Here is a 20,365-nt window from a genome sequence, read left to right as displayed (position 1 = left end):
ACCGGTTCCACGAGGCGCGGCGCCTGCCGGCGGACGTCAAGGGCGTCGCTGCCCCCGCGGCGTGCGTCTGGTCCGTGCGATCGCGGGAGCCGGAGCGCCCTCGATCACGGGATCCCCCTCTTCCCGCAGGAGTACGACCGCTGTCGCCACATGAGCATCCGAAACAACCTGTAACGCATCGATAACTGACGTCCAGTTAGGTAGTGACGCTCCCCCCTCACGTCCCGGGAGGGAGCGTCGACGTTCATGGGATCGCTCCCATCGGGGAGCTGCTGGAAGGAGTCTCGTGGCTACGAGCACACGAACCCGGCGACGGAGGCTGGTCATACCCCTGCTGGCCCTCGTCCTGGCCGGCGGCGGCACGGTCGCCACCGGGGGTACGGCAACGGCGGCACGCGCCGAGCCGGACAGCTCGGTGGGCAGCGGTGTCAGCTCTGGACTGCGACCCGGAGGAGACCGGGTCGACCTGACCGGGGGCGCCGGCCGGTTCAGACCGCACCAGACCGGTGAGCCCGATGCGAAACGCCAGCAAGTGCCCTCCGGTCGCACTCCGTACATCGTGGAACTCGCCGAGGAACCGGTGGCGACGTACACGGGCCGGCTCTCGGGGCTGGCCCGGACCCGTCCGGCGCCGGGTGAGCAGTTGGAACCGCAGTCGGGGGCGGCGAAGGCGTACCGGAAGCACCTGGGTACCCAGCGGACGGCCGTGGCCGAGGCGGCCGGCGTCACGGTCAACGAGGTCTACACCACGGCCTTCAACGGATTCTCCGCCACGCTGACTGCCGCTCAGGTCGAGGAGCTGAAGGCGGACAAGCGGGTCCGTTCGGTCACCAGGTCCCATGTGGTCGGTACCAGCGAGGCGTCCCTTGGTGACACCACGCCGCAGCCGACGACCGGCTCGGCAACGGGCACAGCCGGCACAGCCGGGACGGGGGCATCGGGCACCGGCGCCCGGGCAACCGGCTCGCCGGCGGCCAGCGCGCGGAAGTCCGCCGCGCGGAAACCGGGCGGAAGCACCGGCGCCGGGGTCGTGATCGGCGTCCTGGACACCGGGATCTGGCCGGAAAGCCCGTCGTTCGCCAAGCGGATGCCGACGGCCCCCGCGGGCTGGCACGGCACCTGCCAGACCGGCTACACATTCGCTGCCCAGCACTGCAACGGCAAGATCGTCGGTGCCCGGTACTTCGCCGACACGCTGCTCGCGGCGTCGGGCGGCACGCTGCCCGAGGGTGAGGTGCTCTCGCCCCGGGACATGGTCGGGCACGGTACGCACACGGCGTCCACCGCGGCCGGCCTGCCCGTCGACAACGTCACCATCTCGGGGCGGAACTTCGGGTCGATCTCCGGTGTGGCCCCGGACGCGCAGATCGCCGTCTACAAGGTCCTCTGGGGCGGCTCGGGATACGACGCCGACATCATCGCGGGCATCGACGCGGCGGTCGCCGACGGCGTACAGGTGCTCAACTACTCGATCGGAACGCAGTTGGGGGACAGCGAGCCCAACACGCCGATCGGCAAGGCGTTCCTCAACGCCACGCTGGCCGGAGTCTTCGTCACGGCCGCGGCCGGCAACAGCGGCTTCAGCGGCGCGGTCAGCAACACCCAGCCGTGGGTCACCACGGTCGGCGCGGCGGTGACCCACGTGAACGAGGGAACCGTCCGGCTCGGCGACGGCACCTCGATCACCGGCGCGTCGCTGGACGTGCTCCCCGGTGGCCGGTCCCTGCCGCTGGTCTTCGGTGAGCAGGCCGGCACGCTGGAGGAGGGGTCGGCGTACTGCGAGCCCGGCAGTCTGGACCCGGCGAAGGTGAAGGGCAAGGTGGTCGCCTGCGCCCTGGACAGCCCGTACGGCGCGGTGGAGGAGCTCAAAGCCAAGGGCGCGGCGGCAATGGTCCTCTTCGACCCCAACGGCAACTTCCGGGTCAACAGCATCTACGACTTCCCGGTGCTCTATCTGAACACCAGGGAACAGGCCGGCAAGATCTTCAACTACCTGATGAGGCACCCGGCCGACGGCACCGCACGGCTCACTTCGAGCAGCCACGGCTCCGGTGCCCCAGGTGCGCCGACCATCGCGGACTACTCCGCGACAGGGCCGGACAAGACGCACCCCGGGCTCATGAAGCCCGACCTGGTCGCCCCCGGCAGCGACATCATCGCGGCCGTCTCCCCGCCGGGAAACTTCGGCCGGCAGTACGACGCGTACTCGGGGACCTCGATGGCGGCCCCGCACGTGGCCGGTGAGGCCGCGATCCTGCGGGCCGAGCATCCCGACTGGTCGCCCGGCGCGGTCGCCTCGGCGTTGCACACCACAGCCGGCACGGTGGGCGACGCCGGCCCGCTGGCCCAGGGCAGCGGGCTGCCGTCGCTGAAGCGGGCCGCCGATCCGGGGCTGGTCATCGAGCCGGACGCCAAGAGCCTGACCGCCTTCAGTGAAGCGGCTCACCCCGACGGCCGCGAGCTGAACCTGCCGTCGATCGGGCTGCGCGACTACGACGGCACCAAGCCGTTGGTGTTGACCCGCAAGCTGACCAACGTCGGCAGCAAGCGGGAGACGTACCACGCCTCGACGAGCGGGCTGGAGGGCATGCGGGTGAGCGTCGCACCGGCAACGGTGACGGTGGCACCGGGCGAGACCGCCTCGGTCACCATCACCCTGCGGCGCGGCAGCGCACCGTGGGACCGCTACGTCACCGGCGCGATCACCTGGCGCGGCACCGCCCACCAGGTACGGATTCCGGTCGCCGCGCGGCCGTGGGGCATCTCGCCCCGGTCGTACGACGACAACCTGGAAGAGTTCGGCCGGCTCGCCGACGGCGTCTACGGCATGTTCGAGCCGGGCTTCACCGGCCCGGTCTCCGGCCGGTCGACCGGCTACACCCCCGTGCAGCGGCGGTCGTACTCGATGCGGACGGGGGTCAGCGGCGGGGTCTTCGACCGGAAGGGCCTCGGGGTGCAGGCGCACTCCTTCAAGGTGCCGGCGGGCAGCGCCGGGATCGTCGTGGACACCTCGACCGACGACCCGGACACCAACCTCGACCTCTGGCTGTACAAGGGCGACAAGCTGGTCTACCGGAGCGCCGCCAGCTGGAGCAGCTCCGAGCGGGCCTGGGTCTTCATGCCGGAAGCGGGCACGTACACGGCGTATGTCTTCGCCCAGGACTCCGGTGGCCCGGTCGTCGACTACCGGCTCGGCCACGTCGTCCTCAGCCGGAACGGCCACTACGAGCCGGCGACGCTGGAACTGCCGACCGCAGTGGAGCGCTGCACGACACCGCCGTACAAACTGCGGCCGGACGCTCCGCTGAAGCCTGACGTCGAGTACTGGGCGTACACCGAGCTCCGTACCAAGGGCCAGGTGATTCCAGGCCAGTTGGTCTCCACGAACCAGAACTCTTGGGAGTGACGCGGTAATTCCCCCGGGGCCGTGAGTCCCGAGCAGCCGGTGGGGTGGGGCGAACGGCTCCCGCCCCACCGGCTCGTTCACGTCCCGGACTCCGGGGAGCCGGCATCCTCCTCCTCGACGCAACGGCACAGCGAGTCGTGCGCGGCGGGCCTACAACCAGCCGGGCGGTAGTGGCGGCTCCACGAGGGCGCACTACCAACTGGCCCCGGCAGCCATCGAGGTGGCCGACCCGGCATGACGCACCGCCGGCGGGCCGTCAGCGGGGAAGGAGCACGGCCGTGCCGGTGACCCGGACCCGGGCGTCCTCGGGCGTCACGCCGATGACGAGGTCGCTCGGGCGACCCATGTCCTCGCCCTGCCGCACCGCGATGTCCGCAGGCTCGGTGACCAGCCCCAGGGCGCGGAGGTAGCCGCCGAACGCGGCCGCCGCCGCGCCCGTCGCCGGGTCCTCCACGACACCGCCGACGGGGAACGGGTTGCGGGCGTGGAAGCGGCGCGGCGACTCCCGCCACACCAGGTCGACGGTGGTCCAGCCGTACCGGCGCATGACGTCGGCGAGCGCGTCGAAGTCGTAGTCGAGCGCGGCCAGCCGCTCCCGGGAGGCCGCGGCCAGCACCAGGTGGTCGTTGCCGCCGAAGGCGACGTGCGGCGGCAGCGCGGGGTCGAGGTCCGACGCGCTCCAGCCGAGTGCCGCGAGGGTGTCCTCCAACTCGTCGGCGAGCGCCTGACGGGACCGGGTCGGCACACTGGTGAGCGTCGCCCGCACCGCCCCCGCGCCGTCGGTGGCGGTCGTCACCGCGATGACACCAGCCGGGGTGTCCAGGGTGAGGTCGCCGGGGCCCAGCCGATCGGCGAGGGCGACGGCCAGGGCCACCGTCGCGTGCCCGCAGAAGGCGACCTCCGCCAGCGGGCTGAAGTAGCGCACCGTGAAGCGCCGGGCGTCCGGATCGGCGGCGGTGACGAAGGCGGTCTCCGAGTAGCCCACCTCGGCGGCGACGGCGAGCATGGCCGCCGCGTCCAGCCCGGAGGCGTCGAGCACGACCCCGGCGGGGTTGCCGCCCTCGGGGGTGCGGGTGAACGCGGAGTAGCGCAGGATCTCGGGGGCCGCGCCGGAGCCGCCGTGGGCCGGGGCGGTGGCCGCGGTGTCGGTGGTCGCGGTGTCGGTGGCGGCGGTCGTGTCGTCGGTCATGGGGAAACCCTGGCACCCCTGTCGCCATCGCGTCCAACGATGGATCGTGATGCATGCCATCGACATTCCGCATAGGCTGCGCGGGTGGACACGCGACTGCTGACGACCTTCACCACGCTCGCCCGCACCGGCAGCTTCACGGCCGCCGCGGCCGAACTCCACCTCGCGCAGTCCACGGTCACGGTGCACATCCGCACCCTCGAACGCGACCTCGGCGTGCCGTTGTTCGACCGGCTGCCCACCGGTGCCCCGCTCACCGACGCCGGCCGACGGCTCCTCGCTGAGGCCGAGGAGGTGCTCGACGCCGTGGCACGGCTCCGCTCCGCGGCCGGCGAGGACGGCCCCGTCGCGGGTCGGGTGGTGGTCGGCACGCCCGAATCGCTGTGCGCCACCCGGCTGCCGGCCGTGATCGCCGCCCTGCGCACCGAACACCCCGACGTGGACGTCGACCTGCGCGCGGCCGGCACCGAGGAGTGCGTACAAGGGCTGCGCTCCGGGCACCTCGACCTGGCGCTGCTGATGGCCGAGGACGCCGCGTCCCCCGAGATCGCCACCGAGCCGGTCGCCCGCGAGGCCCTCACCCTCGTCGCCTCCCCCGGCCACCCGCTGGCCGGCCGTGACCGCCCGGCGGCCTGGGGTGATCTGGCGGCCGAGCACTTCTTCCTCCTGGAGGAGGGCTGCGCGTACAGCGACGCCTTCGAACGGCGGCTGCGCGCCGCGCCCGGCGCGGGCCCGCGAGTCACCCGCTTCGGCAGCGTGGACGCGGCCCGCTCCTGCGCCGCGGCGGGCCTGGGCCTGACCCTGCTGCCGGCGACGACCGTCGCCGAGCACCTGAGCGACGGACGGCTGCGCCGGATCGTCCTCGACGGCCCGCCCCTCGCCGACGTACCCGTACGGCTGGCCCGGCACCGCCGGCGCTGGGCGGCGCCCGCCGTTCGACAGGTCGCCCGAGCCCTCGTCCGGCACCTCGCACAGGCCGGGGACGGGGACGGGGACGCCGGGCACCGAGCGGCCGACGCGGCAGCCGGGGAGGCGTGATGTGCTGGAGCGCGACGGCCGGCCTCGTGGCAGGCATCGGCATCGGGGTGGTGGGCGTGGCCTGTGTCGCGCGTGTGCGCGTGGCCGCGACCTGCCCCCTTGCCGCGCTGACACCGACGAGACGAAGAGGGACGGGCGCGATGGCCGTGTGACGTGCGCAGGAGTTCCTTCGGGGCGCTGACCGTGAGCGGGGCGCTGACCGTGAGCGGACAGGCGAGAGCGAGGCGCGGGCCTGTCCAGGTCTGCCCATCCAGGTCTGCGGAAGGATGCGATGTCGCCGGGGAGAGGCCGAGGCGGGTTTGGATCCATCAGGCACCCACGACAGGCGAATGCCGCCTACTTCGCATACCTACCGGCTACCAGCGGGGAACACGGTGGCCGAATCTTCCTCACCGGACCGTTTCCTCATCACCGCCCATCCCGGATCACATGTCCTGCCGAGTGGCCCCTGGGTGGCCGGGGCGCAGGTCGCGGAAGAACGCGGTGATGTCGGCGGCCAGCAGGGCGGGTTGCTCGTGGGCGGCGAAGTGTCCGCCGCGGGGCATGTGCGTGTAGCGCGTGAGGTGGTACGTCCGCTCGACCCAGCTTCGTGGCGGTTGGGAGAGGTCCGCGGGGAACAGGGCGAGGGCGGTGGGTACGTCGACCCGCTGTACCCGCCGGGTCAGGTGGTGCGCGTACTCGTAGTACGGGCGGAAGGACGTGGAGATGGTGCCGGTGAACCAGTAGAGGGATGCCTGGGTGAGGAGGAAGTCGTCGCTGAAGCATGTGGACGGGTCGCCTCCGCAGTCGCTCCACGCGCGGTACTTCTCCAGGATCCAGGAGAGGAGTCCGGCGGGTGAGTCGGTCAGGGCGGGGGCGAGGGTGAGGGGGCGGGTGTTCTGCAGGTGCATGTAGCCGCCCTCCTCCGCCTGCCATGCCGCGACGGAGGAGAGGTGCTTCTGTTCGTCGGGCGTCAACGAGGCCGGGTCGTGGTCGGCCGGGGCCGCGGCGGCGAGCAGGTGGATGCCGACGACGGACTCGGGGTGCGCTTCGGCGAGGCGTGAGGTGATGCCGGCGCCCAGATCTCCGCCGTGGGCGGCGTAGTGCCGGAAGCCGAGATGGTCGTGCATCAGCGTGTGCCAGAGGTCGTGGGTCTGCTCGGTGCCGGTGAGAGTGGGCCGCTGGGGGGAGAAGGGGAAGCCGGGGAGTGCGGGGACGATGACGGTGAAGGCGTCCCGGGGATCTCCGCCGTGGCGGGAGGGGGCGGCCAATCGTTCGGCGAGGGTGGTGAGTTCCAGCACGGTGCTCGGCCAGCCGTGGGTGAGCACGATCGGCAGGGCGTGCGGGTGCTCGGCGTCGTAACGGAGGTAGTGCACAGGTGTGCCGTCGATGTCGGCGAAGTGCGACGGCAGGGCGTTGACGGCGGCTTCATGGGTCCGCCACGCGTAGTCGGTGGCCCAGTACGTGACGAGGCGGCGGAGTTCGGCGGCGTCGGTACCCGCCTCCCAGCCGTCGACCGGCCAGGGCTCGGTCCACCGGGTGGCGCGCAGCCGGGCGCGGAGGTCTTCCAGTTCGGCGTCAGTGACCTCGATGACGGGGGCGGCGATCGGCACGGTGTGCTCCTTGGTGTGCTCAGGGGGTGGGCGTGACGGACGCGGCGTCGGCCGGCTCCTCGTGCCTGGGCTGCGGGGAGGTACGAGCGGCGCCGGCGAGGGTGAGCGAGGCGGCCGGCACAGCGGCGACCACCAGCAGGGCCGGTGCGAGGCCGGTCCGGTCGGCGAGGGCTCCGATCAGCGGCGGGCCGCAGACGAAGCCGCAGTACCCGATCGAGGTGATCACCGCCACCCGGGCGGCCGCGTGGCTGGGATCGTCCGAACCGGCGCTCAGGCCGAGGGGGAAGCCGAGTGCGGCGCCCGCTCCCCACAGCAGTGCGCCGGCGAAGCCCGTCCAGAGACGGGGCCCGGTCGCGATCAGGGCGACCCCCACACAGGCCGCACAGGCCGCCGCGCGCAGGGCGCGGGGCCTGCCCTGGCGGTCGACGATCAGCGGTCCGAGCCAGCGGCCCAGGGTGACGGCCGTGAGGAAGGCTGCATAGGCGAGCGTGCCGATGGCCGCCGTGGTGTGGTGGCGGTCGATGACGGCGAGGCTGATCCAGTTGCTCCCCGCTCCTTCCGCCGGTGCGAAGGCGGAGGCGACGAGACCGAGGGCCACCGTGCGCGGGTCGCGCCAGGCGTATGGTCCGGACCCTCGTGCCTTCGCCCGCGACGACGGCGCCGTGGGTACGGGCCGGGGGAGGAAGTGCCGGACGGCCGCGGGTGTCACCGACGCGACGAGCAGGGCCACCGCGCCGATGTGCAGGCCCACCGGAACGCGCAGGGCCGTCATGAGCGCGCCGAGGCAGGCACCCGTGACGGTACCGAGGCTGAAGCCCGCGAAGAAGCGGGGCATCATGGCCCGGCCGAGCCGCCGTTCGAGACTCGCGGCGTGCACGCTCACCGCGACGTCCCAGAAACCCGTGGCGGTGCCCAGCACGAAGAGGCCGGTGAGGAGCAGGGGGCGCCAGAAGACGAATCCGGACGCCACCGCACCGAGACCGGCACCGACGAGGACGGCCACCGCGGTGACGGCACGGCGCGGCCCGGCACGTGCGACGAAGGGGCCGGCCAGAGGCAGCGCCACCAGACCGCCGACCGCGAGGAGCAGCAGCAGGAAGCCCACCGACGCGGCGTCCAGGTCCATGCGCCCCCGGATCTGCGGCAGGCGAGACGCCCAGGTCGCCCCGGCCAGGCCCAGGAGGGCGAAGACCAGGTACGTCGACCGTACGGCGCTCCTGGTCTCGTGCGCGCACGGGCCTTCCACGGCGCGGGTGTTCACATACCCGATGCGGCGGCCGGGCCGAGCACCTGCACGATGGCTGCCCGGGTCTCCTCACGCGGTTCCCGGTTCGTGGAGAGCAGCGCGTGCATGATCATTCCTTCCAGCAGGGCGTCGAGACGGGCGGCGGTCTGCGGCCCGGTGAAGCGGGCCAGCACCGCCCGGCTGGACCTGGTCCACTCCTGGGTCAGCGCCCGCAGCGCGGGATCGCGCAACGCGGCCAGGTGCAGTTCGAAGCCGAGGACCGCGCTGCGGTGCCGGGACGGTCCTGCCCGGACCAGCTCCACCAGGATGTCGATCAGGTCCTCGCGCGAGCTCACGTCGGTGAAGAGCGCCTCGTACTCGGCGGTCTGCCGTTCGACGTACCTGCCGAACGCCTGCGTGCGCAGTTCGGTGAGGCTCGCGAAGTGGTAGGTGACGGAGCCCAGCGGTACGTCTGCACGGGCGGCGACCTTGCGGTGCGTGATCCCGGCGACCCCGTCCTCGACGAGCACCTCCAGCGCGGCATCGAGCACGCGCTCCCTGCGCCACGGATCGTGGCGGCGTGTGCGTCGCCCGTCAGGTGTTTCCTTCTCCGGCATAAGAACAAACGTACACTACTAGGAACGGATGTTCTTATCCTTCCTGACCTACTCCTTGCGGTGAGCCTCCGCCGCCTGGAAACCGCAGGTGAACGGCTGGCGTGACGGCCTTTCGGGGAACTGGCGCCGGCCGCCGAACGGATGCGGAACGTGCCGTCCGGGGGCCCTCCCCACCCCTGTGGGCCCGCTGGCCGGACCTCGGACAGGCCCACTGACCGGATGGATCAGTTCCTCTTGATCGCGGAGGCTGGGCGCATCACACCTGCTCGTCCGATCGGAGAACCAGTGTTCAGCTTGAAGTCCTCGCGCCGCACGGCGCGCACCGCCGCGGTGGCCCTGGCGGGAGCGGCGTGCGCCGCCATGATGACCGGCAGCGCCGAAGCCATCGTCAACGGGAAGGAATCCACGCAGGGTTACCCGTTCATGGTGTCCATCCCGGTCACAGGTGTGGACGACCCTTCGTTCAAGGGTGTCTGCGGGGGATCGTTGATCGACTCGGATCGGGTGCTCACAGCCGCCCACTGCGTGGACCCGACGATCGTCACCCTGGACGGCACCGTCCGGATCGGCAGTGAGTGGAAGGAGTCCGGGGGCACGGTCCGGTCCGTCGCGAAGACGGTGTCCCACCCGGGCTACAGGAACGGCGAGGGCACCGGCCCCAACCGCAACGACATCGCTCTGATCCGCCTGAACCGCCCGGTCCCCGAGGAGCCGATCCGCATCGCCGACAAGCCGGGGCGGCCCGGCACCCCGACCCGGATCCTGGGCTTCGGCACGATCGACGACGCACCCGACCCCACCGAATGGGTCTTTCCCGACCGGCTCCAGGAACTCGACACACGCAGGGGTACGGTCTCCGAGTGCGCACCGGGCTACGCGAACAGCACCCGTCTGTGCACGATCAGCCAGGCGCCCAAGGCCATGGCATGCAACGGCGATTCCGGCGGCCCCCAGCTCCAGCAGGACCGGAAGGGCCGTTGGGAACTCATCGGCGTGACCTCTGGCCCCGGCGCCCCGGGCGTGCGCTGCAGCGAGGGCCCGGGGCTCTACACCAGCGCGCCCGCCCACGCGCGCTGGATCCACAAGGTCACAGACCGCAACAGCTGATTCGGGACGCCGGCACGTCGTCCCTGTGGTCTCCCCCACCACGGCGGTCCGGCCCGCCGTGAATCCCGCCCCATGTGCTCAGTCGATACAGAACTCGTTGCCCTCGATGTCCAGCATCGGGATGCACGAGTCATTGCCGTCGTACAACGTCTGCACGTGCACTGCGCCGAGCGGAATCAGTCGTGCGCATTCGGCCTCAAGTGCGGCGAGTCGTTCCGCGCCGACGAGTCCGGTGCCGACCCGCACATCAAGGTGCACCCGGTTCTTGACGACCTTCCCTTCGGGGACGCGCTGGAAGTACAGCCGCGGGCCCACACCTGAGGGGTCGACGCAAGCGCACCATGAACCCCGCTGCTCAGGTGGCTGCGCACGCTGGTAATCGTCCCACGTGGCGAACCCCTCGGGCGGCGGCGGTATGACGTACCCCAACACCTCGCACCAGAAACGAGCGAGGCGCTCAGGTTCCGCGCAGTCAAAGGTGACTTGGAACTTCCTGATCTCTGACATCGGTGCACCGTACCAAGGGGGTCTTGGGCTCTGCCGGTGATTTCCGCAGCGAGATCCGCCCGCGATTCCGTCGGGTCCCGGGCCACGTTGGGCACCGAGTGATCAGGCCGAGCGGATCAGGAGGGCGGTGACCTTCCAGCAGAGGAGCCCCAATCCGTACGCGGTCGTGGAGCTGGGCGGCATCCAGCTCCACTTCTTCGCGTTGAGGCAGTACGAGCCGGCCGAGTCGTACAGCACCTGCTACATCCGTCCCGACGATGTCGATGCGCTGCACTCGGCCTTCCGCGCCAGGCTCAAGGCGGCGTACGGCAGGATCCCGACCCGGGGGCTGCCGCGCATCGGGTCGCTGAAGGACACGTCGTACGGCACACGGCAGTTCCTCGTGACCGACCCTGGCGGCAACCGCCTACCCGCGACAACGAGCCGCCCACGCCCGTGCAGCTGCTCCGGCTCCTGGTACTGCGTGCGGATGTCGCCGGGCGCCTCGGCGACGAGGACACCGTGAGGGCCGCGCTCACCCGGGCCACCGCCATCCAGCTCACCGACCAGGAGCGGGAGTCGGTCCGCGACGATCTCCAGCGTCTTGAAGAGCTGGGCGCTTGAGGCGACTGGAAGTACTGGTCCACCGCCGCCCGCACGCGGACGCCGACCGCCCGACCCGTCAGGCGTGGGCCAGTGCGGCGGCGACCGTGCGGCCGAGTACGTCGAACGCGCGCTGTGTCGCCGGAGCGAGAGCGGAACTGTCGACGAGACCGAGCCGGTGCACGGTGGCGTCGTAGGGCACGGAGCACACGCTCCCCACGACATCGTTCAGTCCGCCGGCGCGCGTCGGACCCTCTTGGTGTCCGGCTGGGCCCTGCACGTCCGAGACCACCAGTGTCGCCGCCCGTACCAGTTCCTCGTAGCCGTGCTCGGACAACCAGTCGATCTGCCTCGCGACCGCGTCCAGGTGCTCATGCCGCGGGGTCGACGTGACGACCAGGTGGTCGACCCGCCCGAGCAGGGTGCGCAGGCTGTCCTGCGGGGGCAGAAAGGTGCCGCTCGCGTCGACGACCAGGGTGCCGACGGACTTCAGCCAGTCCACGCCGCGTCGAACGGCCGACGCGTCGAGGCGGACGGGAGTACCGACGGGTACCTGCCCGTACAGGAAGTGCGCGCCGCGAGAGTCGGTGCGCGTGCCCCAGCCCCGCGCGTGGGCGGGCATGCGCCCGTGGTCATCGGGAAGCCTGGTGGCGACGGCGGAGGCGTCCACCGCGGCGAGCAGGCGGTAGCCGAAGACGCCGAGCGTTCGGTCCAGCGGCAGCATCAGGACACGTTTCCGCCCGCCGCGCAACGAGCCCGCCCGTGCGGCGAGTGCGGACGCCAGCTGCGCCGCGACGGTGCTGCGGCCGGAACCGGGCTCAGCGCCGATCACCGCGACGCAGGGGGCGAGCGAGCCGTCCCGGGGCTCCAGGACCGGCATCGGAGAGCGGCGCACCAGGCGTTTCAGCCGGCCTGGGGCCGGGACTGATCCCGGGAGGACGTCCCACTTGGTCGAGGTGGTGCCGACCCGGGACGGCGTGTTCTGCGCGGCGAACTCCTCCGGGGTGATGGGGACTTGCGGGCCTTCACGCCTGCCCGGTCGCCGCGGCGGGGTGCGCAGCAGCTTGGCGTCACCGATCAGTTCCAGTGCGGAGGCGGACAGCCAGGCCCGCAGGGTGGTGCTCCTGTCCTGGGGCGGCAGCCGGTCGCGCAGCAGTGCGAGGACGCCCGTGGCCGAGGCGGGTGTGCCGTCCGGGGCGTGCAGGCACCGACCGATCAGGGCGTGGAGCACGGGATCCACGGACGCGGGCGGTTCGGGAACCGACCAGAATGCCTCGTCGAGGGGGTCGAGGGTGTCGGAGGACCGGCGGTAGCCGGGCGCGGGCCATTCGGTGCCGAGCGCGGCCTGGGCCAGGATCGCGGCAAGGGCTCTGAGGTCGTCCTCGGGGCGTGCCGGGGCCTGGCCCGGCCGCGGCGCGAGGCCGTCGATGGTCGCCCGGTGCCAGCCGACGATGACGGGCTCGTCCCGGGTCAGCAGGATGTGCCGGGGTGCCAGACGGCCGTGGACGACGCCGATGCCGTGGCTGTGGTCCAGCGCGGAGGCGAGGCGGCGGGCCAGGGCCAGCGTGGCGTCAGTGCCCAGGGGGCCCGTGGCGGAGACCACTTCCGCCAGGTGCGGAGCTCTGCCTCCGTGGCTCGCGGTGGCGGGTGAGACGGCGGTCCACGGGAGGGGGGCGTCCGCCTCGTGGTCGAACAGCACCGGCAGACACGGATGATCGAACCTGCTGAGTGCGGCCACCTCCAGGAGCAGGGTCCAGTTCGCGCCCGGGGCGTTGCGGGCCGGACGGCGCACCGCGGCTTCCACTCCCTCGGGGTTGCGGCCGAGGTAGACGTTGGTGGTCCCCGAGGTCGGCGCCCAGCCGAGCAGGTCGTAGTCGCCGATCCGCCGGGGGTCGTGTGCGGACAGCTGCCGCCAGGGGAAGGGCGACTGGCTGGTTGTCGAATACCCCACGTAGGGTACGTGCAGGTGCAAGGGGTCCCGGGGGCTTTCCGGTTCCTCCTGGGGAACCGGAGGCGGCCAGTCCCACTCCGGCGCCGTCCCGCCCGTGAGGCCGAGGCGCCGCAGCAGGGCGGGCCCCAGCCAGGCGAAGTTCTGGGCGTGCTCCGGCAGCAGTTCGGTGCCGTCGGGCCGGTGCAGCCAGGCGGCGAAATCGGGTGAGGTCCCGATGAGTTCGCCGATCAGCGCGGACACCTGACGGGCCGTCGCGACGACCTCCGCCGTCGGCACCGCCTCCTGGAGGATGTCACCTGCCTCATCGGTGAACGAGAAGACCCTCTGGCCGTGCTGGAAGCTCAGGCTGCCCTGTGCCGCGGGCGATTGCGGGGGCGCGTTCTCGGCGATCCGCATCAGCCCGCTGAGGAAGACCTCGGCCAGATGCGTCGTCGTGGCGCTCCACGGCACGGCCTCCGCGACCAGACGCATCACCGGCACGGTGAGGGGCGCGATGGCCGCCAGATGTGCCGCGAGCCGGTACGCCTCGGGAGAGGCGGTGCGACGGAAGTGCCGTACCGCCTCGGCGCTCGTCATCTCGGGACGCCCGGTGTCCGGGCGGGCGGCCTGCGGGTCCCACAGCGAGAGCACGGTGCTCGTGCCGCCGGCCACGACGGCCCGTGCCCAGGTGGCGAGCTCGCGTGGTCGTGGCTCCAGCACCGGAACGGCGATCCCGGTGAACCGGCTGAGTTCGCTCGGCAGGAGCGTGTCCCTGACCCGCCACTCCCTGTTGCCCGCGCCCGGACGCGGCACGCGCACCGTCCATCTGCGCGTCGGCAGTGCCGAACCCGGCCACATCCGCGGGGGCAGGGTGTGGATGACGGCTGTGGGGCCGCGCGAGGCCCAGCGGGTGAGCAGGGCCGCCATCGCCCCCGTGCGCCATGCGCGGTTGGCGCCGTCCGAGATGACGAGGGTCATGGTGCGTCCCGACGGGTCGTCGGCCACTGCGGGGGACAGCAGAGCGAGTGACGCCCCGAAAGGCTGCGGGGACAGCATGGGCGTGCGGCCCGGACGAAGCCTCAGTCCCCAGACGCGGATCTGGCGGAAGGCTCCCAGCTGCTCCATGACCCGGTGCAGTTCGGCGCAGAGCTGCTGCCACAGCAGCATCGATCCGCTGTCGTCGACGATGAGCGACAGATCCAGCCAGCGTTCGCGGGCGGGATGTGTGACGACGTCGAGTACGCCGGTGTGTGCGTATCTGGCCGCGGTGGCGGCTTCATCGATCTCGCGCCGGCGGTGGTCGGGCCGGTGGCGCTTGAGCGGACGCAGTGCCCTGGCCGTCGACAGTGATCCGGACAGCGAGCGCGGCTGCGCGATACGGATGGAGAGGGCCCTGGGCGGCTCTGGTCCGGGCGGGGGCGGGTGAACGGGGCCGTCGCCCCGCGCCTCGTCGTCGACGCCGTCATCCGGTGCGGAGCCGTCGTCACCGTTCTGTTCCTCCACGGTGCCGGGCGGCTCGGGTGCCGAATGCAGCTCCGCCGACGTCCCTTCGTCCGGCTGCGACGGTGGGGTGTACGGCGCGGGTGCGGCCGGTGCGCCGGCCGTGTCGTCGGCGGAGGCAGCGGGACATCCGGTGTCCTGGGCCAGGCGTACGGCGAGTGGAGCGTGCTCCCCCTTGGGCAGGCGTTGTGCCAGCCACAGCACGTCGGCCAGCTCCTCGGCGGACAGTTGCTCGCCGAAGAGCCGCAGGACGTCGAGGAGCCGTTCGGACATGCCTAGAGCGCACCTCCGAGCTGGTGGAGCACCGCTTCGAGCAGTCCTTCGGCGTCGAGGTCGACTCCGCCCAGACGCAGGTGCGCGGCGTTGAGCAGCTGGTCGGTGGCGAGTTCGCCCGGCGCACGGCGGGCGAGGAAGGTCTGGATCAGGTCGTCCACCTGTGCCACCGAGTCCGGGCCGAGGTGGGCGGCGACGATGGCGCGCAGTCGGCGCTCGTCGGGATCGGGTAGGTGCAGGCGCAGGCAGCGGCGGAGGAAGGCGGGCGGGAACTCGCGTTCGCCGTTGCTGGTGATGACCACGATGGGAAACTCACGGCAGCGCACGAGGCCCCCGACGACCGGGTGGGTTTCCGTACCGCGGATGGTGTGCACGAATGCCGCGTCCTGACCGGCCGGCAGCCGGGAGAGTTCGGGAATCTCGAATTCACCCTCCTCGAAGACGGTCAGCAGGTCGTTGGGCAGGTCGACGTCCCCCTTGTCGAGCTCGTCGACGAGGAGCACCCGGGGCCGGTCGCCGGGCAGAAGCGCGGTGCCGAGTGGGCCGAGCCGGATGAACCGGCCGATGTCCGGTGGCTGGTCGCCCCGGTCCTGGCTCAGGGTCGTTTCCCTCAGCCGGCCCACGGCGTCGTACTGGTACAGCGCCTCCGCCAGCGTGGAGCGGCTGTTCACCGGCCAGCGCAGCACCCTGCCCAGGTCCAGTTCATGGGCGATGGCGTATGCGAGGGACGACTTGCCGGTCCCGGGATGTCCGGTCACCAGGAGCGGGCGTCGCAGATGCAGGGCGGCGTTGACGACGTCGACCTGCGGCTGGTCGATGAGGTAGGGCCGGTACGGGTCACTCGGCACCGCGCCGGCCTGTCCCGCGTCTCGGTGGCCGAACCGCCGCCAGGGGGGAGCCTCGGGCATCCGGACCCGGCGCACCTGCCCGTCACCCTTGAAGAGGCTCCAGTCGTCGCGCTCGGCGTCGTGTCGTGTGTCGGTCACATGGGCTCCTCGCCGGTCGGATCGATCCACAGCGGACGCGGGGGCGGGCGTGAGGCGTCGTCCCACATCAGGGCGGGTGAGAGTACGGCGGTCGCGGTCCCGTCGCTCTCGGCGAGCGCCCGTGCCCGGTGCCGGCGCACCCGGTGGGGCAGACCTCGTGCCGGTCCGTTCAGCAGGAGCCCGATCAGTTGGTCGCCGCGGCTCCCGGCGGGCTCCTGCCGGTCCCAGACGATCACCGGGACTCCGAGGGCCAGACAGACCGCCCGCAGGGCGGCCCGGTGCTGCGGCGCACAGTCGATGATGACGCGGGCCACCGTCAGGTCTTCCTTCAGCAGTCCGTACACCTGCAAAGGCTTGGTGTGCCGCTGGTCCAGGCGCAGGACTCTGCCGTTGTCGAGTTCCGCCCAGCGTGCTTGCCAGTGCCTCAGGGACTCCGGTGCCCGGCGGCGCGCGTCGGGGCAGCGCACCACCACGGCGTACTCCGCGCCCAGGACGACGGGGAACTCATCGGGCGAGGCCGCGTTGTCCCACTGGTCGACTGCTATGTCCAAGTGGTCTGGTTCCAGCAGGACTTCGAGGAGCGGGACCACTGAAGCGGGCCCCAGGGAGCTGGTCTCCCGGAAGAGGATGCGATGCAGGAGACGCACGAGCTCCGCCGGGGCGCGCGGCTCGTCCTCGACCAGCACCTGTCGTTCGTCGCCGCCGGTCCCGGAGTCGTACCACGCCTCGCAGCGGTAGGTACTCGCCGAGCAGGGGGTGAGCCGTACGGTCAGCCGCGGACTGGGCGGCCCCGCGGCCTTGCGCCGTCGGCGTGCCCAGCCGGCCGCGTCGTCACGGCGCTCGCCCAGTGCCTCACCGGCCACTCCCAACCGGCGGGCGACCTGCTCGGACCACTCCCAGAAGCGCTGCATCCGGTCCGGCACACAGGTGGCAGCCAGATACTCCACCGCGCGCAGCAGGGCGGGCACGCGCGGTGATCCGTCGGGTACCGGCGCACTGTCGCCCCAGAACTCCTCAAGTGCCGCGATCAGCGCGACGGTGGTCCTGTCGTCATCGGCCCGCGCACCGGCGGGGTCCCACGGCTGCGCGGGTGCGTGGGCGAGCGCGGGCAGGTCGTCGAAGAGCGTCGTGTGAGGAAGCGCCTCACGGGCCGCCTCCGGGAAGCGGTCACGGACGTCCTTGGACATGAGGTCCAGCAGCCAGTCGTACTCGCGGACGGACAGCAGGCCAGGAACGGCGGCGGCCCGTCCGAGCGCCAGGAGTCTGCGCGCCGCGGCGCGGTCGGACGCCGTCAGCCCTTCCACGAAGGTGGCGATCGCCCGGTGCCGGGTGAGCAGGACCTCCACGATGTCGTCGACGGCGGGCACCTGGGGTGTGACATCGAGGCCGAGTTCCTGAGCGAGCCGCAGTCCGTGCTCCGCGCATCTGCCGGGATCGGCGAGCAGATCGGCCACCAGCGCGGTGCAACTGTGCCGGATGGCGGGGTCCACCACGCTGAGCGGCCGCCCGGCGTCCGGGTGAGCGTCCGGACCGGCAGGAGAAGCGCCGTACGCGGCCGCGGGGTGATGCCCGTCGACGGCGCCGAGCTCGGCCTGGACGGTCTGCCAGGGAAGGACGATGGTCCGGCGGATCACCTGCTGGGAGTGGAACCCCCCGGTGGGCGGCTCCATGACGCCCAGGACGATGCCCACCGCCGCTTGCTGGTCCTCGCACCACAGAGGGCTGCCACTGTATCCGGGGTTGATGGCGGCGCCCCGCAGCGTCGAGTCGACGAAGCCGACCAGCTCGTCACAGGACTGGACCGAGCCGTCGGCGTAACTGAACGGCTGGCCGCTTCCGTGCCAGGCCCGCACCTCTTGGCCCTCGGCCATGCGGGCCCAGTTCATGGGTCGCACCGGCGCCGGGACCGGAGTTGACAGTTCCAGGAGCGCGAGGTCGCCGGACCAGACGAAATCCCCGGTCCGGGCGGGCTGGGAGGCACCGTTCGCCGACGCGCGGCGGGCAGGGATCCAGGCGACGGTCCGCGCGGGGATCGCCACGCCGGGCTCGGCGTGCGGGAATGCCACGCCGACGGCGGTGCCCGTCGGCTCGTCCTGGGCGAACGGGTCCCGGCCCAGCGCGTCGTTCACCACATGGGAACAGGTCAGGATCCGGCCGTCACCCAGATAGACACCACTGCCTACGACCACACCCCGGGCGGTGTCGAGCACACAGGCGAGTGACTGCCGTGCCTCGACAGCGCCCGCGCCCCCTGTGCGCAGCCAGCGGCGAGCTTTAACCCGCATGAGGGCCGGAGGGGGAGCCGGGCGGGGCGGAGCCGAGTGAGGCGGAACCGGGTGAGGGGGAGCCGGGCGAGATGGAGCTGGGTGGCGCGGAGCCGGGCGGGGACACCGTGCCGGTGACTGATGCCGGCGGGCGAGACGGTGCGGGCACGGCAGGACTCGGCAGGCGCCAGGTCGCGGTGATCGTCATAGTGGCCTCGCCGGTGGCGCCGACCACGCTGAGCTTGAGGTCCGCGCCGACGCGCACCCCGAAGCCCACGGCCAACTCGTCAGGCGCGTTCGGCACGGCGGCGACGGTGTCGTGAACGCGTTGCAGCAAGGGGACGAGGGGGGCCAGCACCGCGTTCAGGGCTCCCTCGGTGGCCGCCACCACCCGGCTGCCCCTGGCCACCGGACGGGACCTGCCGAACCCGGGCACGCTCTCCTGGCCGTCGGCCTCCTCCCGCGGGCCTGCATGCGCGGACGGGAGGGCGTCGAAGACCTGCAGAGCCAGAGCCGTCCCGTCATCGAACGTGAATTCGACGAAGTCTGCCACCTTGTCAGTCTGCCTCAACTGCGTTCAGGCGGACGCCCGTTTGCGAAAACTGACCGTCTCCGAACAGAGACCGCGCGCCGCTCCGACTTTCAGGTCGTCGGCCCGGCGCCGGTGGCCGCGGTATCACCCTCATCCCGCCCTGCCCACTCCGCATCCGCGTCGGTAGCACCTCTTCCTGTCCTGGAACTGGTTGGCGAGCCGGGCACCGTTCTTGACTGTGTCACCGTCGATGCGGGTGGCCTCGTGGGCGGCGGGGGCGCGGCCTGTGCGGTGCAGGAACAGCTCCAGCGGCTGGACGGTCCACTCGAAGGCGCGCCGGGCGCGGTGTGCGCCCCCGGGTGCGGTCTGGAGCCGATCCTTACGTCGGCGAGCTGGGTGTCCCGGATGAACGCAACGCGGCCGGGTCGGCGCAGGCGCCGGCGGGGGAGGTGAGCGCGCAGCAGGCGGGGGCCGGTCTGGCTGGACCGGTCCGCGAGTCTGGATCGGTCCGCGAGTCCTGATCGGTCCGCGAGTCTTGATCGTTGCCGAGCCGGCTGATTGGTTGGCCGGCATGACTGAACTCGGACCCGTCGCCTGGCCGCCTGTCCCGATCAAGACCGACCGGCTCGTGCTCCGCGAGTCAGAGGCCCGGGACCGCGCGGCGTTCATCGAGCTGTACGCCTCGCCGGAGGTGCACACCTATCTTGGCGGCCCCCGGCCGCGTGACGAGCTTGAGCGCGAGATGCCCGAGGTGCCCGGGCGGCGGCCCGGGAGTTTCGTCGTCGAGCTCGATGGGGCGATGATCGGCCAGATCCTGCTCAGGAGAGCGACGGAGCACCGTCGCCCGGCTGCCGTGGGCAAGGCCGATCTCGGCTACCTGTTCCTGCCGCGGGCATGGGGATTCGGGTATGCCACTGAGGCGTGCGCGGCGGCACTCGACTGGTTCGACGGCGTCCTTCCCGGCGAGCCGGTGGCGCTCACCACCCAGACCGCCAACGCCGGCTCGATGCGCCTCGCGGCGAAGCTGGGGTTCACCGAGGTGGAGCGGTTCCAAGCCTGGGACGCCGAGCAGTGGCTCGGCGTGCGGTCCCCGGTCACGCCGCCCGCTTGAACTCATGGACGAAGCCGGGTTGCGGGCCCGCCGACCGTCGTGTCGGTGGGCCCGGTGATCGTAGACGGTCAGCCGGTGCTCACTGGCAGCGTCTGAGCGGGGTGATGTGTCGGTGACGCGGTTGGCGATCGTGGGACGGGCGGCTTCCAGAGCGGCGAGCAGGGCGACGATCGTGACCGGTCGGTCGCGGCGGCACCCGAACCCCCGCGCCGGCCCCGGTGTCAGCTGGGCTGGGCCGTCGGCATGATGAAGACCTGCGGGAGGTTGACCCGCAGCGGCAGAGAGGCGATGAAACCGACCGTCCGCGCGATGTCGTCCGGAACGAGCCAGTCGATGGTCTCCTTCGACCCCTCCAGCCACTCGTTGGCACCGGGGTCCGTGACATGGTCCTGGAGCTCCGTGCCCACGATCCCGGGCTCGATCGCGGAGACCCGCACCTTCTTCGGGCCCAGCTCGATGCGCAGGTGCTTGGACAGGTGGGAGACGAACGCCTTGGTGCCGGCGTA

At 72.0% G+C, this 20,365-nt stretch carries 15 protein-coding genes and 1 pseudogene; 6 read left to right on the top strand and 10 right to left on the bottom strand.

Annotated features, from left to right (window positions below; genetic code table 11):
* Window positions 1-286 precede the first annotated feature (286 nt).
* On the top strand, window positions 287-3,406 hold the full coding sequence (locus ACH4LD_RS40420; RefSeq protein ID WP_398058291.1) for a S8 family serine peptidase: 3,120 nt from the start codon (window positions 287-289) through the stop codon (window positions 3,404-3,406).
* A 256-nt stretch (window positions 3,407-3,662) separates the two neighbouring features.
* On the opposite strand, the gene ACH4LD_RS40415 is transcribed toward ACH4LD_RS40420, so the two are convergent.
* Window positions 3,663-4,595: a PhzF family phenazine biosynthesis isomerase gene (locus ACH4LD_RS40415; protein ID WP_398058292.1), complete on the bottom strand. Its 933-nt coding sequence runs from the start codon at window positions 4,593-4,595 to the stop codon at window positions 3,663-3,665.
* A gap of 84 nt (window positions 4,596-4,679) precedes the next feature.
* Here ACH4LD_RS40415 and ACH4LD_RS40410 point away from each other — a divergent pair, with 84 nt between their 5' ends.
* Together ACH4LD_RS40410 and ACH4LD_RS40405 are read left to right on the top strand one after the other, a co-directional pair.
* Window positions 4,680-5,633 (top strand): LysR family transcriptional regulator, encoded by a 954-nt coding sequence (locus ACH4LD_RS40410; protein WP_398058293.1) that lies wholly within the window; start codon window positions 4,680-4,682, stop codon window positions 5,631-5,633.
* Window positions 5,633-5,785 carry a DUF6629 family protein gene (locus ACH4LD_RS40405; protein WP_398058294.1) on the top strand — a complete coding sequence of 51 codons (153 nt, stop codon included), beginning with the start codon at window positions 5,633-5,635 and terminating at the stop codon, window positions 5,783-5,785. The genes ACH4LD_RS40410 and ACH4LD_RS40405 overlap by 1 nt, the downstream gene beginning before the upstream one ends.
* A 273-nt stretch (window positions 5,786-6,058) precedes the next feature.
* Here the strand turns inward: ACH4LD_RS40405 and ACH4LD_RS40400 are convergent, their stop codons facing one another.
* From ACH4LD_RS40400 to ACH4LD_RS40390, 3 genes are read right to left on the bottom strand one after another with little or no spacing between them, the layout of a single operon-like run.
* Window positions 6,059-7,225 (bottom strand): epoxide hydrolase family protein, encoded by a 1,167-nt coding sequence (locus ACH4LD_RS40400; protein WP_398058295.1) that lies wholly within the window; start codon window positions 7,223-7,225, stop codon window positions 6,059-6,061.
* Between the two features lie 19 nt (window positions 7,226-7,244).
* The gene (locus tag ACH4LD_RS40395; RefSeq protein WP_398058296.1) at window positions 7,245-8,486 is read right to left on the bottom strand and encodes an MFS transporter; all 1,242 of its coding nucleotides are present in this window, start codon (window positions 8,484-8,486) and stop codon (window positions 7,245-7,247) included.
* The gene (locus ACH4LD_RS40390) at window positions 8,483-9,001 is read right to left on the bottom strand and encodes a TetR/AcrR family transcriptional regulator (RefSeq protein WP_398058297.1); all 519 of its coding nucleotides are present in this window, start codon (window positions 8,999-9,001) and stop codon (window positions 8,483-8,485) included. The genes ACH4LD_RS40395 and ACH4LD_RS40390 overlap by 4 nt, the downstream gene beginning before the upstream one ends.
* A gap of 351 nt (window positions 9,002-9,352) precedes the next feature.
* On the opposite strand from ACH4LD_RS40390, the gene ACH4LD_RS40385 reads away from it, so the two are divergent.
* Complete coding sequence (locus ACH4LD_RS40385; protein WP_398058298.1) at window positions 9,353-10,174, top strand: S1 family peptidase; 822 nt, start codon at window positions 9,353-9,355, stop codon at window positions 10,172-10,174.
* 78 nt (window positions 10,175-10,252) lie between these two features.
* Here ACH4LD_RS40385 and ACH4LD_RS40380 read toward each other — a convergent pair whose 3' ends face one another.
* Window positions 10,253-10,681, bottom strand: coding sequence for a VOC family protein (locus ACH4LD_RS40380; protein WP_398058299.1), 429 nt, complete (start codon window positions 10,679-10,681; stop codon window positions 10,253-10,255).
* Between the two features lie 115 nt (window positions 10,682-10,796).
* Between ACH4LD_RS40380 and ACH4LD_RS40375 the strand changes: the two are divergent.
* Window positions 10,797-11,284, top strand: a pseudogene (locus tag ACH4LD_RS40375) (bleomycin resistance protein).
* Between the two features lie 58 nt (window positions 11,285-11,342).
* Here ACH4LD_RS40375 and ACH4LD_RS40370 read toward each other — a convergent pair.
* The 4 genes from ACH4LD_RS40370 to ACH4LD_RS40355 all read right to left on the bottom strand — a co-directional run bounded on the left by ACH4LD_RS40370 (window position 11,343) and on the right by ACH4LD_RS40355 (window position 18,769).
* A complete protein-coding gene (locus ACH4LD_RS40370) occupies window positions 11,343-14,966 on the bottom strand; it encodes an SAV_2336 N-terminal domain-related protein (protein ID WP_398058301.1) in 3,624 nt (1,207 codons plus the stop codon).
* A gap of 2 nt (window positions 14,967-14,968) precedes the next feature.
* Window positions 14,969-15,874, bottom strand: coding sequence for an AAA family ATPase (locus ACH4LD_RS40365; RefSeq protein WP_398058406.1), 906 nt, complete (start codon window positions 15,872-15,874; stop codon window positions 14,969-14,971).
* A 74-nt stretch (window positions 15,875-15,948) separates the two neighbouring features.
* Complete coding sequence (locus tag ACH4LD_RS40360; RefSeq protein ID WP_398058303.1) at window positions 15,949-18,162, bottom strand: trypsin-like peptidase domain-containing protein; 2,214 nt, start codon at window positions 18,160-18,162, stop codon at window positions 15,949-15,951.
* Between the two features lie 64 nt (window positions 18,163-18,226).
* On the bottom strand, window positions 18,227-18,769 hold the full coding sequence (locus ACH4LD_RS40355) for a CU044_2847 family protein (protein WP_398058304.1): 543 nt from the start codon (window positions 18,767-18,769) through the stop codon (window positions 18,227-18,229).
* A gap of 550 nt (window positions 18,770-19,319) precedes the next feature.
* On the opposite strand from ACH4LD_RS40355, the gene ACH4LD_RS40350 reads away from it, so the two are divergent.
* Window positions 19,320-19,859: a GNAT family N-acetyltransferase gene (locus ACH4LD_RS40350; RefSeq protein WP_398058305.1), complete on the top strand. Its 540-nt coding sequence runs from the start codon at window positions 19,320-19,322 to the stop codon at window positions 19,857-19,859.
* Window positions 19,860-20,080: 221 nt separating this feature from the next.
* Here ACH4LD_RS40350 and ACH4LD_RS40345 read toward each other — a convergent pair.
* On the bottom strand, window positions 20,081-20,365 hold a 285-nt coding region (locus ACH4LD_RS40345), incomplete at its 5' end, for an SDR family oxidoreductase (protein WP_398106220.1).

It is taken from the genome of Streptomyces sp. NPDC017676 (genome assembly GCF_044329325.1).
Lineage (GTDB): Bacteria > Actinomycetota > Actinomycetes > Streptomycetales > Streptomycetaceae > Streptomyces.
This window is presented reverse-complemented; position numbering and strand designations above follow the sequence as displayed.

Bases quoted from the DNA above. Each gene is read 5' to 3' on its own strand.
- ACH4LD_RS40405 (WP_398058294.1), top strand. From the start codon at position 5,633: ATGTGCTGGAGCGCGACGGCCGGCCTCGTGGCAGGCATCGGCATCGGG.
- ACH4LD_RS40370 (WP_398058301.1), bottom strand. From the start codon at position 14,966: ATGTCCGAACGGCTCCTCGACGTCCTGCGGCTCTTCGGCGAGCAACTG.
- ACH4LD_RS40350 (WP_398058305.1), top strand. From the start codon at position 19,320: ATGACTGAACTCGGACCCGTCGCCTGGCCGCCTGTCCCGATCAAGACC.
- ACH4LD_RS40365 (WP_398058406.1), bottom strand. From the start codon at position 15,874: ATGCCCGAGGCTCCCCCCTGGCGGCGGTTCGGCCACCGAGACGCGGGA.
- ACH4LD_RS40380 (WP_398058299.1), bottom strand. From the start codon at position 10,681: ATGTCAGAGATCAGGAAGTTCCAAGTCACCTTTGACTGCGCGGAACCT.
- ACH4LD_RS40415 (WP_398058292.1), bottom strand. From the start codon at position 4,595: ATGACCGACGACACGACCGCCGCCACCGACACCGCGACCACCGACACC.